This window comes from Flavobacterium odoriferum, from assembly GCF_025499515.1.
In the GTDB taxonomy this organism is placed as follows: Bacteria; Bacteroidota; Bacteroidia; order Flavobacteriales; family Flavobacteriaceae; genus Flavobacterium; species Flavobacterium odoriferum.
In genome coordinates this window covers 1-13,114 of record NZ_JAMKFA010000019.1, presented here as the reverse complement: position 1 = coordinate 13,114, position 13,114 = coordinate 1, and the positions used below count along the sequence as shown (strand labels likewise).

The window sequence follows — 13,114 nt, the reverse complement described above, 5'->3', positions numbered from 1 at the left end:
TTAGTTTTTCTTACGCATCTTCATATTGATGAATTCTACCGCTAAAGAGAACGCAATTGCAAAATACAGATAGCCTTTTGGAACTGCACCTACGTGTTGACCCGCTAATTCGGCATGCGATAAGTGCATACTTTCGGTAATTAACATAAATCCGATTAAGATTAAGAAAGCTAATCCTAAAATTTGGATTGATGGATTGGCATTTACGAAATTTCCAACAGGAACTGCAAATAACATCATAACTCCCACAGAAATAACAACAGCTGTAATCATAATTACTAACGCGCCTTCGATGCCATTTGTCATACCTACTGCGGTTAAAATACTATCTACAGAGAAAATAATGTCGATTAATAAAATTTGACCAATAACGCTTCCAAATGATTTGGTTGCCGAAGTTTTTAGTTCTTTTTCTTCTTCGCCTTTATGATCTACTTTTTCGTGAATTTCTTTTGTACTTTTATAGATTAAGAACAATCCTCCAAGTAGTAATATCAAGGCTTGACCTGTAATTTCAGCTGAGAACCAACCAAAATCGAAGCTGAACCATGGCGCTTTCATGGCAATTAAAATCGTAATTCCGAAAAGTAATGCAATACGCATGAACATAGCTAGGAATAATCCAATTCGGGTTGCTCTTTTACGTTTTTCTTCTGGTAATTTTCCAGTAACAATCGAAATAAAAATGATGTTATCGATACCTAAAATGATTTCTAAAAAAGTAAGTGTTAAAAGTGCTATCCAAGCATCTGGGTTTAAGAAAACTTCCATTTATATAGTGTTTAAATTGTATTATACGTTGATTAATACTGTTTTGTTACAGTGCCACGTTGTTTTTTTGAATCGCCTACAAAAGAATATTCAAAAGTGTATGAATCGGAGCTAGTTGTCAAAATTTTCATTTGAACTGGTTTTTTTTCTTCCCGGTTTTTGGGATTCGTATTTTGAATAATGTATTCGCAATCATTAGTCCATCGAACTTTAAAAGTATCTATTTTTCCTTCGTAACTTTCTATTTGAATGGAATCGTTTCTTTCAAAAGTACTCGTGTATTTTTTACCTTCGATTTCAGTTTCGGATGTAAATTTACCAGTTTTAAAATCCGTACAATTACGTTCTTGGTTGTAGCACGATGTTAGTAATGTAAGTAGTAATAAACTGCAAATAGAATATTGTATTTTGAATTTCATAATTGATTTTTGATATTGAATTTGTTATTGCCCTTGTTTATCTCCATCAAACATACTTTTTACCAAGGTAGTAATTCCTTTAAAAATTAAAAACATAGCCGATAAAGCAATTATGATTCCTAATCCTAAAATGTATGGATATAATGGATGTTTTTCGTTTTTAAAGGCACTATTAATAACGATTGGACCAAGAAACAATAATGGCAAAGCACCTGAAAGATATTTTACTCCTTTTGCTAATATGTTTTTATCTGTTGCCATTAGAAATTAATTTGAATGCCAAAACCATTGGAATTATTCACAATATTCAATTCGAAATTATCGCCTAATGTTTTCTTTTCGTCTTTTAATCCTTGATTGTATATATCAACGCTTTCTTGTACCATTTTTTTTCTTCCTGATAAAATGGGAATAGAAATTGCCATTAAACCAACACCTGCGTAAGTTATCCCAGTTGGATATTTAACGTCAGAAGTTAATCCCATTGCTAAATCTGCTACAGTTCCACCAATACCTAAACCAAGTAAAAACCCGCCGAGTGACTCTTTTGTTTTTGCTTTTTTAAATAAATGCAATGCTTTTAAATCGGTTTCCATTACTTTCTTAGTTTCAAAAGAAGATAATTGTTCACCTGCTTGATAAATTTTCCCATTATTATACTCTAATTTTTGAGCAAAAGACATTGAAAAACCGAATATTGTTAGGATTAAAAATAATTGTTTCATACCTATTTATATTTATTGTTGTTGTAAAAATCTACTGCACTTCTAACACTTCCATGCGTGTTTAATAATTGATTGGCTTCTTCGTAACTTACCGGAATTTCCTCCATAATCATTCTCGTGCCTCTATCGATTAATTTGGTGTTGCTTAATTGCATGTCGACCATTTTGTTGCCTTTTACTTTGCCCAATTGTATCATAGTTGCGGTCGAAATCATGTTTAAAACCAACTTCTGAGCCGTTCCAGCTTTCATTCGACTGCTTCCTGTAACAAATTCAGGGCCTACTACCACATCAATCGGAAATTTAGCCGTTTTTGATAATGGACTTTCGGCATTACAACTAATACTTCCTGTGCTGATGTTATTTTGATTACACATTTCCAAACCACCAATTACATAAGGTGTGGTTCCCGAAGCAGCAATTCCAACTACAACATCATTTTCATTGATATTCCATTGTTGTAAATCTTTCCAAGCTTGTTCTCGGTCATCTTCAGCAAATTCTACTGCTTTTCTAATGGCAGTGTCGCCACCAGCAATAATTCCAATTACCAAATCAAAAGGAACTCCAAAAGTAGGCGGACATTCCGATGCATCTACAATTCCTAAACGCCCTGAAGTTCCTGCTCCAATGTAAAACAAACGACCTCCTTGTTTCATTTTCGAAACGATTTCAGTCACTAATTTTTCAATTTGTGGCAATGCTTTTTCTACGGCTAACGGTACGGTTTTGTCTTCGTTGTTGATATTCGTCAACAAATCACTAACCGACATTTTTTCTAAATGTTCGTATTTGGAAGCTTGTTCAGTGGTTTTGGTAAAGTTCATGCGATTATTTTAAAACGTGATGTGCTAAAACATTTTGCACATCATACACATTAACTGATTTATTAAATTGTTTCACGATACTCGGATGAGCTTCGCTTGAAACCCAAATTTTCAATTCGGCTTCTAAGTCAAAAGTGCCTGCCGTTTCTACACTGAAACGTGAAATGCTTTTATAAGTAATGGATTTATATTCTATTTTACTGCCTGTAATTCCTTGTTTTTCAATTAGAATTAATCGTTTGTTAGTGAAAATAAAAGTATCGCGAATTAGTTTGAAACCCAATTCGATTTCTTCACCTGTAATTAAAAGTTTGCCATAATCTTTCACTAAAGTTTCTTGATTTACAGCACCTGCATTGCCAAGTAGCGCAGAAAATAATCCCATATCAATTGTTTTAAATGTTCTTCAAATTTAACTAAAAACTACATATGTTTTATGTGTTTATCGCTTTTTAATGCGAATGCCCCATTTCAATTATGTAAGCCAAAACAAAGCCAAAGACAATCATGGTAATTTTTGCCAAATTGAATTTATGTCCTTCGTTACTTTCAAAAATAATAGTAGACGAAATATGAAATAAAATTCCAACTACCACAGCCGAAATTTCCTTTGAATAATGTTGGGCAAAATGCATTTGTTCCGCTAATAAAGTTCCTAGTGGAGTCATTAATGCGAAGGAAAACATGAAAGCAAAAATCATCATTTTATTCATCTTCGCATTTACGAAAAATAAGGTCAAAATAATGGCAATAGGGAAGTGGTGTACTGCAATTCCGTAGGCTAAATTGTTGTTTTCGTGAATTGGAAAACCTTCTAACAAGGCGTGAATACACAAACTAATAAATAACAACCACGGAATGTGATGCAATTCGTTATGTTCATCAGTGTGTACGTGAACGTGACCGTGTTCGGCACCTTTTGAGAAAAATTCCAATAAGATTTGGAACAATATTCCAATCATGATGAAAACACCAACCGGTAAAATGGCATGAGCTTCTTCGCCTTCGTGAACGTGATTATGTCCTTCGCTAAATAATTCGGGAAGTAGGTGTAAAACGGTAAGCGAAAGTAAAAACGCACCACTAAACGCCAACAATAACTTGATGTTTTTTTTCTTTTGCGGTTTTAAAAACAAAGCGATTAAAAACCCTAAAATAACGGCTGAAAAGGTGATGATATATTGCATTATTTAAAAATCATAATTAAACGTTCGGATTGTGTTTTAAAGAATTTTCGCAATTTATAATCGCCAAAAATATCCAACAAATAAATGCCAGCTTCTTCCATGATTTTCTCGAAATCTTCTAAACGAAGGGCTTGTACTTTTTCGGTGAAATGAAACTTTTCGCCTTTATCTTCAAAATCAATTTCTTTGTAAACGTAGCCGTCTTTTAAGTAACGTTTGATATGAAAATCAATTCCATCTACCGATTTTAGTTCATCGGCAACTAAATTTTCCAATACATAATCCACATTCATAAAATCAATCACAGCAAAACCTGTTTCAGTTAAACTGTTGTGAATGGCTTTAATGGTTTTGTAATTGTCGGCATCGTCTTCAAAATAGCCAAAACTGGTGAACAAATTGAAAATAGCATCGTACTTTTCGTTACACGTTTCGCGCATATCGTGAACCTTGAAATGCAGTTTTTCATTGGCAAACTCAGACGCTTCTTTAATACTGTTTTCAGATAAATCAGCACCCGTAACATCAAAACCAAGTGAATTTAAGTAAATGGCATGACGCCCTTTTCCACAAGCTAAGTCTAAAATTTTAGCGTCTTCTGGAAGGTTTAAATAATGCGTTAAATTGTCCATTAACAATTGCGCTTCTTCGTCGTTGCGTTCCTTGTATAAAATGTGATAATATTCGGTATCAAACCAAGATTCGAACCAATTTTCTGATACAGGCTTTTGAATTTCTGACATTTATTCTTTTTCTGACAAATTAATCTTGCAAATTTAATGTATTTTTGCACGATAATTCAATTAATACGAATATTGATTTTTAATTTCGGAAATCAAATTTAAAAATAATAGTAAGGAAAAGGAAATTACTATTTTAAAGAAAAGTAAATGGAAAATTATAAAATGACAGTCAAAACCTTCTTTGGTTTTGAAGAAATATTAGCTAGAGAATTACAAATTCTTGGCGCACAACAAGTGGAAATTGGAACACGTGTGGTGAGTTTTAAAGGTGATAAAGGATTTATGTACAAAGCCAATTTGGCACTTCGTACAGCTTTAAAAATCTTAAAACCGATTAAAACGTTTAAAGCGCATAACGACAAAGCATTGTATGAAGGCATTAGAGCGATTGATTGGTCGGATTACTTGACGGAGCACAATACTTTTTTAGTAGAAACTACATTGCATTCTGAAAACTTTAATCACAGTCAGTTTGTGGCTTTGAAAACTAAAGACGCGATTGTAGATCAATTTAGAGATTTGAACGGAAAGCGTCCAAGTATTGATAAAGATTTCCCAGATTTACAAATTCATGTACACATTGATAGAGATAATGTGACGGTTTCGTTAGATTCTTCAGGCGCTTCGTTACACCATAGAGGTTATCGTACGGCTACCAATATTGCGCCTATCAACGAAGTTTTAGCAGCAGGAATGTTGATTTTATCGGGTTGGGAAGGGAAAAGTCATTTCTTAGATCCAATGTGTGGTTCAGGAACTATATTGGCAGAAGCAGCAATGATTGCATGTAACGTTCCAGCGAATATTAATCGTAAGGAATTTGGTTTTGAGAAATGGAAAGATTGGGATGCGGAATTGTTTGATAACATTATGGAATCGTTATTAAAGAAAACACGCGAATTTCATTACACGATTACAGGGTATGACAAAGCGCCAAGTGCGGTTGCTAAAGCAAAAGATAATGTTAGAAATGCCAATTTAGACGAATATATTACAATTACCAATGAAAACTTCTTTGATTCTAAAAAAGAAACCGAAGGACCATTGCACATGGTTTTCAATCCGCCTTATGGAGAGCGTTTGGATATTGATATGGAGCGTTTTTACAGAGAAATTGGAGATACGTTAAAACAAAATTATCCGAATACCAACGCTTGGTTTATTACTGCCAATTTAGAAGCTTTGAAATTTGTAGGGTTAAAACCTAGTAGAAAGATTAAACTTTTCAATGGTAAGTTAGAAGCCCGTTTGGTGAAATACGAAATGTATGAAGGCAGCAAGAAAGGGAAGTATATGAATGGTGAGGAATAGATTGGAGTAATTAGTAAAAAGGGATAAGGGATTAGTCATCGATTCAACAATTTATCGATTTAACAATTAAACATTATAAACAATGAGTAAAAAAGTAAAATCATTTATATATAACTTCTTAGGATTTAGTGTGTTTTATATTCCTGCTTATTTATTAGTTATGAATTATTCGCATTTGCAGGGTTTGTGGATAGCTGGAACTGCTTTTATGGTGTCGTTAATTTTGGCGCCTAAGTTTCAAGCGGTCAAAACTCATGATGGTGAAAAAATCTTTATGAAATGGCTTTTTGTAAGCGGTGTAAAAGAGGTAAAATAAGTTTGTTTTACACATTAGGTTAAAAAATATAGATTGGCTATCTGCTGAAATTCAGAGTTTTGTAAAAAAGTGCATAAAAAATGTTATTTTTTGTTCTTAAAACGCTTGCAGAAATAAAAAAACGTTCTATATTTGCACTCGCAATACGGAAATGATTGCACGACTTATTGGAGAAATGGCAGAGTGGTCGAATGCGGCAGTCTTGAAAACTGTTGACTGTAACAGGTCCGGGGGTTCGAATCCCTCTTTCTCCGCTGAAAAAATCCTAAACGGTATCAAAACCCTGTAAATCTTATGATTTACAGGGTTTTTTCTTTTGCAGACATATCAAATTATTCATTCAATCTTATTTAAATCGAGATAAAATCGAGACCCAAGAAAATTTAAAAATTAGGGTCTCGCTAAATTACCTCAACACTTGCAAACATTAGGTTCAACGACATGTTCAATAACTCGTTCAGTCAGTAAACATCTTGTTTGATTTGAAGAAGAAAATTAAATTGAATAATAATTAATTGGTCACCACAATGAAAACAAAAATCACACTTCACTTTTATGCTAAAAGCACAAAAGCCAATTCAAACGGACTACTTCCAATTTATGTAAGACTAACAGTCGATGGTAAACGATTAGAGTTTAGCACCAAAAAGTTTGTAGAAAAATCAAAATGGTCTAGCGAACTATCTAAAATGAAAGGTACAACGGAAGAAGCTCGTTCAATCAATAGTTACCTTGATTTGATGAAATCTAAAGTATTAGATGCACAAATGGAACTACTCCACCGAAATGAAGCTTTATCAATTGAAAACTTTAAAAATAAATTGATTGGTAATGAAGAACGTCAAAGAATGTTAGTTCCCATCTTCCAAGACCATAACAACAAAATAAAAGAATTGGTAGGTAAAGAATATGCACCAGGAACATTAGAACGTTACATAACATCTTTAAAGCATACCATTGAGTTCATGCAATGGAAATACAATATTTCTGATATAGATATTACAAAGGTTGATCACGCTTTTATTACCGATTATGAATTCTGGTTACGAAGTGTTAGAAATTGTGCAAATAACACAGCAGTTAAATACATCAAGAACTTCAATAAAATAATTAAGATATGTTTGGCCAATGACTGGCTTGATAAAAATCCTTTTGCAAACTATAAGTCGAAAGTTAAAGAAGTAGAACGTGTTTATTTATCTGAAGAAGAAGTTCAATCCATAATTGAAAAAAACTTCAAAACAGAACGACTTTCTTTAGTTCGCGATATCTTCCTTTTTAGCTGCTTTACTGGTTTGGCTTACATTGATGTCAAAAACCTAACAAAATCGCATATAAGCTATGGAATCGATGGTGAGAAATGGATATTTACACATAGACAAAAAACGGAATCAGCTTCAAAAATTCCAATTCTTCCTGTTACACAAATGATAATCGATAAATACGAGAATCATCCACAAAGTAACAATCAAGAAAAATTACTACCAATCTTATCCAATCAAAAAATGAATGCCTATTTAAAGGAAATAGCAGCTGTTTGCGAGCTAGAAAAAGAATTAACCTTCCACATTGCCCGTCATACTTTTGCGACAACTGTAACGCTTACAAACGGAGTTCCAATTGAAAGTGTTAGCAAAATGCTTGGGCATAAAAATTTAAGAACAACACAACACTATGCAAAAGTTTTGGATAGAAAAGTAAGTGATGATATGAAGATATTGAAAGATAAATTCACTGTTCTAAATAATCGCCAATTAAATAAAAATGTAATTTCTAGTTGAATATTAATCAAATTATAAATAAATAATTTATGTTAAATAAATCTTAAATAAGATTTAATAAATATATTTTCAATAAATTTGTTAACCAAATAGTTAAATCACATAGTTAAACATTATGAATAATAAAGAATTAGAAAATACTGAAACTGAAATATTAAATGCAGCAAAGGAAGTTTTTCTACAGAAAGGAATGGCTGGAGCAAGAATGCAAGAAATTGCAGATAAAGCCAATATAAATAAGGCATTATTACATTATTATTATAGAAGTAAACAACTTTTATTCGAAGCAGTTTTTAAAAGTGCTTTTAAATTGTTAGCTCCTCAATTAAATAGAGTGTTGAATGACGACACCGATTTATTTGAAAAAATAAGAAAATTTACAGAGAATTATGTCGCATTTGTAATCAAACATCCCTATTTGCCAAATTTTGTAATACAAGAGTTAAGTAAAAATCCTGATTTTATACAAAAACTTCGTGCAGAAAAAAACTTCCCTACAATTGATAAATTTAAAATTCAGGTTAATGAAGCGATAGATAAAGGCATTATTAAACCAATTGAAGCAGAACAATTGTTTATTAATATTATATCCTTAAATATTTTTCCATTTATAGGTGAACCTCTATTAATGGCACTTGTAAATATGGACAAAGAAAGCTACAAGAAATTATTAAAAAAACGTAAAACGGAAGTATCGGAGTTTATTATTAATTCAATAAAAATTTAAATTATGAAAAATAATTTAGTAACAATATTGCTTCTAATTTTAACTATTAGTTCTTATGCCCAACAAAAACTAACGATTGAAGAATGTTATGCTTTTGCAGAAAAAAATTATCCCATTGCTAAACAAACAAATTTTTTGCAACAGAAAACATCGTTTGAAATAGATGCTCTAAATAAAGCAAAATTACCTAAAATAGACATAAACGCACAGGCAACTTACCAATCAGATGTAATTGGATTACCTACTTCTTTACCTGGTGTAGAGCCAATAAATAAAGACCAATATAGAGCCACTTTAGATGTAAATCAATTACTTTATAATGGAGGAATGATTAATGCAAACACCAAATTAAAAGAAGCTCAAATGCTTACACAGCAACAACTAGTTGCTGTTAATTTGTATCAACTTAAATCTCGTATCAATTATTCATACATGATGATTTTGTTATGGCAAGACCAAAGAGAATTATTATTAGCCAAACAAAGCACTATCCATTCAAAAATAAAAGAAGTAAAATCAGGTGTGAAAAATGGTGCTATGTTGCCTTCATCTGAACAAGTTTTAGAAGCTGAATTGTTAAAATTAGAACAGGCATTAACTGAAAATACATTTCAACGAATAAAAGAACTTCAAAATTTAGCCGGTTTAACTTCAACAACTATAAAAGAAAACTCTGTTTTAGAAAGACCAAGTACTACTTTAGAAACAAACGGAGTACGACCTGAAATGAAATTTTTTGAACTGCAACAAGATCAAATAGAAGCTTCTAAAAATATAATTTCAAAATCAAATTTACCAAAATTAAACGCTTTTGGACAAGCTGGTTATGGAAATCCTGGTTTAAATATGCTTAATAATTCATTTGATGACTTTTATATGGTTGGTTTAAAATTGAATTGGAATGTATTTGATTGGAATAAATCAAAATCGGAGAAACAAGCTTTAGATATTGCAAAAGAAATTGTTACAACTGAAAAAGAAACTTTTGAAACCAATAATCAAATGCAATTAAACGAATTAAAATCTGAAATTTCTAAACTAGAAACCATTATTAAAACGGATTCTCAAATTATTCTGTTGCGTGATAAAGTTGTTCAATCATCCGATTCTCAAATGCGAAACGGTGTAATCACAACATCTGAATATGTAACAGAATTAAATCAACTTTTTGATGCTAAAACCAATCAAAAAGTACATCAAACACAATTAGAATTGGCTAAAATAAATTATCAAACTATTAAAGGAACCCATTAAGATGAAAAAAATTATATTATATATTACAGTATTAGCGATATTTTCTTGTAACAAAGACAAAAATGAAGCAGATGCTTTTGGAAACTTTGAAGCTACAGAAATAACTATTTCATCTGAAGCAAACGGAAAAATCGAATTTCTAAAACTTGAAGAAGGAGATCTTTTACAAGAAAACGCTTTAGTTGGACAAATAGATACCACTCAATTGTATCTGAATAAACAACAATTATTGGCTTCAAAAAATACAATTTATTCTAAATCAACTAATGTTTTATCACAACGAAATGTGTTAAACGAACAATTGAAAACCACTTTAATTGAACAAAAAAGAATTCAAAATATGTTTGCCGAAAGTGCTGCAACAAAACGTCAAGTAGATGAAGTAAACGGAAAAGTAAGTGTTTTAAAGCAACAAATGCAAAGTGTTGAAACCCAAAATGCACCAATTATTAACGAAGTTAAATCAATTGATGTTCAAATTGAAAAGATTAACGACCAATTAAAAAAATCGAAAATCTTCAATCCAATTTCTGGAACTGTTTTGGCAAAATATGCCGAACCAAACGAAATCACAGCTTTTGGTAAACCATTATATAAAATGGCTAATTTAAATGAAATGACTTTACGAGTTTATTTTAGTGAAACCCAATTAGCATCCATAAAAGTCGGGCAAGATGTAAATGTAACTATTGACGATAAAGACGGAACAAAACCATACAAAGGAAAAATTTCATGGATTTCTTCTTCGGCAGAATTCACTCCAAAAATCATTCAAACCAAAGAAGAAAGAGTCAATTTGGTGTATGCTGTAAAAATTATCGTAAAAAATGATGGTGCATTGAAAATTGGAATGCCAGCAGAAGTTAGTATAAATTAATTCCTAAAATTAAGTTAAACTATTGTTTTAAAGTAGTTTAAGTAACAAATGTAGCAGTTTAAAAGAGTAAAAAAACTAAATTTATTAAATATTAATAATAAATAATAACATTATGAAAAAGTATTTTTTGCTACTGTTTTAACATTAATTATGTTCAGTGGCTGTTCAAATGATTCTGATAATCAGAGTTCAATTCCTCTTACTCAAGCAGAAATTGATGATTTAAAATTTTTAAGAGAAGAAGAAAAATTGGCTAGAGATGTGTATTTGTTTTCCTATGATAAATATGAAGCAGCAATTTTTAATAACATATCGCAAAGTGAACAAAAACACATGAATAGCGTATTGAGTTTGATGAACAAATATGGAATTCCAGACTCTGCTTCAACAGAAATTGGCGTTTTTAATAATTCAGATTTACAATCACTTTATTCAAGTTTAACGGCACAATCAGACATTTCATTAATTGAAGCTTTAAAAGTTGGAGCAACAATTGAAGATTTAGATATAAATGATATTGATGTTTTTATTGGACATACAACAAAATCCGATTTATTAAATGTACATGATAATTTAACCTGTGGTTCAAAAAACCATATTCGTTCTTATACTAGCCAACTTACTGCAAATAACGTAACATATATACCACAATATATATCAGCTGAATATTATAATTTAATATTAAGTGAATCAAATGGTGGTTGTGGAAAAAATAATTAAATACTAACTTAAAATTAAAAATCATGAATGGTAAAAACAACATCGCAATTGGCTTTCTTACAATGGGCTTTTTTATGGCTTATGGATTTCTATTGATTTATTTAAGAGATTTTGCTCCTGGTAAGGAAGAATGGGTAAATACATATAGTATTGGTAAACATTTTGAAACTAGATTGGCTCATGTACATGGCAATTTATTTGCTTTTTTAAATATTGTAATTGGATATTTATTACTGCATTTTCAAAAAGAATTAAAAAATGTGAAAGCAATTTCTTGGTTGGCTTTAATAGGTTTACTTATGCCAATTGGAATATTATCTGAAGTATATTTAGGATTTCCTCCAATTTTTGTGCTATTAGGAGCTATTGCAATGACAGCATCAGTAATATGGCTTGGTATTTCTTTTTTAAAAATGAAACCTTCAATAAAATAAAATTAATTTAAATAAAAAATCATGGAAAAATTTAATGCTATTGGTTTAGACCAAAAAAAAGCCGAAAATTTGGCTAAAAAACTAAATATATTATTATCAAACTATTCAATCTTCTATCAAAATACAAGAGGATTTCATTGGAATATTCAAGGAGAGAAATTTTTTGAATTACATTTAAAATTTGAAGAACTTTATAATGATTTATTACTAAAAATCGATGAAATAGCCGAACGTATATTAACATTGGGCTATACTCCGGAACATAGTTATAATGAATACACTAAAACTTCCACTATTATTGAAAGCAATAAAGTTTCAGATGGTCATACAGCTGTAGCACAAATTCTTGAAAGCTTGAAAATAGTTATTGTAATGCAAAGAGCAATTCTTGAATTAGCTGGCGATGCAAACGATGAAGGTACAAATGCTTTAATGAGTGATTATATCCGTTTTCAAGAGAAACAAATTTGGATGTATTCATCGTTTTTAAACAAGTAAAAAATGGAAAAGCACTATTATAATGTTGATGTAAATTGGAGCAGTGATCGTAAAGGAAATTTATGTTCTCCCGAAATAAATCAATTTAATGCAGTAAAAAAATGTATTGAAGTGGCAACTCCACCTGAATTTCAAAAAGGAATACCAGGTATTTGGACTCCAGAACACTTGTTTACTGCCGCAGTAAGCAGTTGTTTAATGACTACTTTTTTAGCAATTGCAGAAAACTCTAAACTTGAATTTAAAAATTTCAGTTGCAAGTCTAAAGGTGTTTTGGAACAAATAGAAGGTAAATTTCTAATAAGTGAAATAATCCTAGAACCAACAATTATTATTAATGATGAAAAAGACCGTGAAAGAGCTGAAAGAGTTATTCAAAAATCGGAAGCTGCATGTTTAATTTCAAATTCAATAATTTCTAAAATTACTATGAATTCAATAATAAAAACAGAGTGATTATGAAAAAGTTAATTTCATATGGTATAGCATTTTTATTAGCTGCTTTTGGACTTTTGACTTTATTC

At 30.9% G+C, this 13,114-nt stretch carries 18 protein-coding genes and 1 tRNA gene; 11 read left to right on the top strand and 8 right to left on the bottom strand.

Annotation, left to right across the window (positions count from 1 at the left end):
* The 8 genes from M9Q43_RS12370 to M9Q43_RS12335 form a co-directional block, all read right to left on the bottom strand.
* Positions 1–771 (bottom strand): TerC family protein, encoded by a 771-nt coding sequence (locus M9Q43_RS12370; RefSeq protein ID WP_262319185.1) that lies wholly within the window; start codon positions 769–771, stop codon positions 1–3.
* 32 nt (positions 772–803) lie between these two features.
* Positions 804–1,190: a DNA topoisomerase IV gene (locus tag M9Q43_RS12365; RefSeq protein ID WP_262319184.1), complete on the bottom strand. Its 387-nt coding sequence runs from the start codon at positions 1,188–1,190 to the stop codon at positions 804–806.
* 24 nt (positions 1,191–1,214) lie between these two features.
* Positions 1,215–1,451 (bottom strand): DUF6095 family protein, encoded by a 237-nt coding sequence (locus M9Q43_RS12360; RefSeq protein ID WP_262319183.1) that lies wholly within the window; start codon positions 1,449–1,451, stop codon positions 1,215–1,217.
* Complete coding sequence (locus M9Q43_RS12355) at positions 1,451–1,915, bottom strand: hypothetical protein (protein WP_262319182.1); 465 nt, start codon at positions 1,913–1,915, stop codon at positions 1,451–1,453. The genes M9Q43_RS12360 and M9Q43_RS12355 overlap by 1 nt, the downstream gene beginning before the upstream one ends.
* Before the next feature lie 2 nt (positions 1,916–1,917).
* Entirely contained in the window at positions 1,918–2,742 is an 825-nt protein-coding gene (murQ, locus tag M9Q43_RS12350; protein WP_262319181.1) for an N-acetylmuramic acid 6-phosphate etherase, read from the bottom strand.
* Positions 2,743–2,746: 4 nt separating this feature from the next.
* Positions 2,747–3,127 carry a PH domain-containing protein gene (locus M9Q43_RS12345; protein WP_026726256.1) on the bottom strand — a complete coding sequence of 127 codons (381 nt, stop codon included), beginning with the start codon at positions 3,125–3,127 and terminating at the stop codon, positions 2,747–2,749.
* A gap of 67 nt (positions 3,128–3,194) precedes the next feature.
* Complete coding sequence (locus M9Q43_RS12340; RefSeq protein ID WP_262319180.1) at positions 3,195–3,929, bottom strand: ZIP family metal transporter; 735 nt, start codon at positions 3,927–3,929, stop codon at positions 3,195–3,197.
* On the bottom strand, positions 3,929–4,672 hold the full coding sequence (locus M9Q43_RS12335; RefSeq protein WP_262319179.1) for an SAM-dependent methyltransferase: 744 nt from the start codon (positions 4,670–4,672) through the stop codon (positions 3,929–3,931). Before M9Q43_RS12335 ends, M9Q43_RS12340 begins: the two co-directional genes overlap by 1 nt.
* Before the next feature lie 147 nt (positions 4,673–4,819).
* Between M9Q43_RS12335 and M9Q43_RS12330 the strand changes: the two genes are divergently transcribed.
* From M9Q43_RS12330 to M9Q43_RS12280, 11 genes are all read left to right on the top strand, one after another.
* Entirely contained in the window at positions 4,820–5,983 is a 1,164-nt protein-coding gene (locus M9Q43_RS12330; RefSeq protein WP_262319178.1) for a THUMP domain-containing class I SAM-dependent RNA methyltransferase, read from the top strand.
* An 82-nt stretch (positions 5,984–6,065) separates the two neighbouring features.
* A complete protein-coding gene (locus tag M9Q43_RS12325) occupies positions 6,066–6,299 on the top strand; it encodes a hypothetical protein (RefSeq protein ID WP_262319177.1) in 234 nt (77 codons plus the stop codon).
* Positions 6,300–6,468: 169 nt separating this feature from the next.
* Positions 6,469–6,553, top strand: a tRNA-Ser gene (locus M9Q43_RS12320).
* 273 nt (positions 6,554–6,826) lie between these two features.
* Positions 6,827–8,080 carry a site-specific integrase gene (locus M9Q43_RS12315; RefSeq protein ID WP_262319176.1) on the top strand — a complete coding sequence of 418 codons (1,254 nt, stop codon included), beginning with the start codon at positions 6,827–6,829 and terminating at the stop codon, positions 8,078–8,080.
* Positions 8,081–8,195: 115 nt separating this feature from the next.
* Entirely contained in the window at positions 8,196–8,807 is a 612-nt protein-coding gene (locus M9Q43_RS12310; RefSeq protein ID WP_262319175.1) for a TetR/AcrR family transcriptional regulator, read from the top strand.
* 3 nt (positions 8,808–8,810) lie between these two features.
* Complete coding sequence (locus tag M9Q43_RS12305; protein WP_250593412.1) at positions 8,811–10,061, top strand: TolC family protein; 1,251 nt, start codon at positions 8,811–8,813, stop codon at positions 10,059–10,061.
* A 1-nt stretch (position 10,062) separates the two neighbouring features.
* Entirely contained in the window at positions 10,063–10,938 is an 876-nt protein-coding gene (locus M9Q43_RS12300) for an HlyD family secretion protein (protein WP_262319174.1), read from the top strand.
* A 150-nt stretch (positions 10,939–11,088) separates the two neighbouring features.
* Positions 11,089–11,658 carry a DUF2202 domain-containing protein gene (locus M9Q43_RS12295; protein ID WP_262319173.1) on the top strand — a complete coding sequence of 190 codons (570 nt, stop codon included), beginning with the start codon at positions 11,089–11,091 and terminating at the stop codon, positions 11,656–11,658.
* 23 nt (positions 11,659–11,681) lie between these two features.
* Positions 11,682–12,092 carry a hypothetical protein gene (locus tag M9Q43_RS12290; protein WP_262319172.1) on the top strand — a complete coding sequence of 137 codons (411 nt, stop codon included), beginning with the start codon at positions 11,682–11,684 and terminating at the stop codon, positions 12,090–12,092.
* 21 nt (positions 12,093–12,113) lie between these two features.
* A complete protein-coding gene (locus M9Q43_RS12285) occupies positions 12,114–12,590 on the top strand; it encodes a Dps family protein (protein ID WP_262319171.1) in 477 nt (158 codons plus the stop codon).
* A gap of 3 nt (positions 12,591–12,593) precedes the next feature.
* Complete coding sequence (locus M9Q43_RS12280; RefSeq protein WP_262319170.1) at positions 12,594–13,046, top strand: OsmC family protein; 453 nt, start codon at positions 12,594–12,596, stop codon at positions 13,044–13,046.
* The last annotated feature ends 68 nt before the right edge of the window (positions 13,047–13,114 follow it).

Coding starts and splice junctions, on each gene's coding strand:
- M9Q43_RS12370 (WP_262319185.1), bottom strand. CDS start 771: ATGGAAGTTTTCTTAAACCCAGATGCTTGGATAGCACTTTTAACACTT.
- M9Q43_RS12365 (WP_262319184.1), bottom strand. CDS start 1,190: ATGAAATTCAAAATACAATATTCTATTTGCAGTTTATTACTACTTACA.
- M9Q43_RS12360 (WP_262319183.1), bottom strand. CDS start 1,451: ATGGCAACAGATAAAAACATATTAGCAAAAGGAGTAAAATATCTTTCA.
- M9Q43_RS12355 (WP_262319182.1), bottom strand. CDS start 1,915: ATGAAACAATTATTTTTAATCCTAACAATATTCGGTTTTTCAATGTCT.
- murQ (WP_262319181.1), bottom strand. CDS start 2,742: ATGAACTTTACCAAAACCACTGAACAAGCTTCCAAATACGAACATTTA.
- M9Q43_RS12345 (WP_026726256.1), bottom strand. CDS start 3,127: ATGGGATTATTTTCTGCGCTACTTGGCAATGCAGGTGCTGTAAATCAA.
- M9Q43_RS12340 (WP_262319180.1), bottom strand. CDS start 3,929: ATGCAATATATCATCACCTTTTCAGCCGTTATTTTAGGGTTTTTAATC.
- M9Q43_RS12335 (WP_262319179.1), bottom strand. CDS start 4,672: ATGTCAGAAATTCAAAAGCCTGTATCAGAAAATTGGTTCGAATCTTGG.
- M9Q43_RS12330 (WP_262319178.1), top strand. CDS start 4,820: ATGGAAAATTATAAAATGACAGTCAAAACCTTCTTTGGTTTTGAAGAA.
- M9Q43_RS12325 (WP_262319177.1), top strand. CDS start 6,066: ATGAGTAAAAAAGTAAAATCATTTATATATAACTTCTTAGGATTTAGT.
- M9Q43_RS12315 (WP_262319176.1), top strand. CDS start 6,827: ATGAAAACAAAAATCACACTTCACTTTTATGCTAAAAGCACAAAAGCC.
- M9Q43_RS12310 (WP_262319175.1), top strand. CDS start 8,196: ATGAATAATAAAGAATTAGAAAATACTGAAACTGAAATATTAAATGCA.
- M9Q43_RS12305 (WP_250593412.1), top strand. CDS start 8,811: ATGAAAAATAATTTAGTAACAATATTGCTTCTAATTTTAACTATTAGT.
- M9Q43_RS12300 (WP_262319174.1), top strand. CDS start 10,063: ATGAAAAAAATTATATTATATATTACAGTATTAGCGATATTTTCTTGT.
- M9Q43_RS12295 (WP_262319173.1), top strand. CDS start 11,089: ATGTTCAGTGGCTGTTCAAATGATTCTGATAATCAGAGTTCAATTCCT.
- M9Q43_RS12290 (WP_262319172.1), top strand. CDS start 11,682: ATGAATGGTAAAAACAACATCGCAATTGGCTTTCTTACAATGGGCTTT.
- M9Q43_RS12285 (WP_262319171.1), top strand. CDS start 12,114: ATGGAAAAATTTAATGCTATTGGTTTAGACCAAAAAAAAGCCGAAAAT.
- M9Q43_RS12280 (WP_262319170.1), top strand. CDS start 12,594: ATGGAAAAGCACTATTATAATGTTGATGTAAATTGGAGCAGTGATCGT.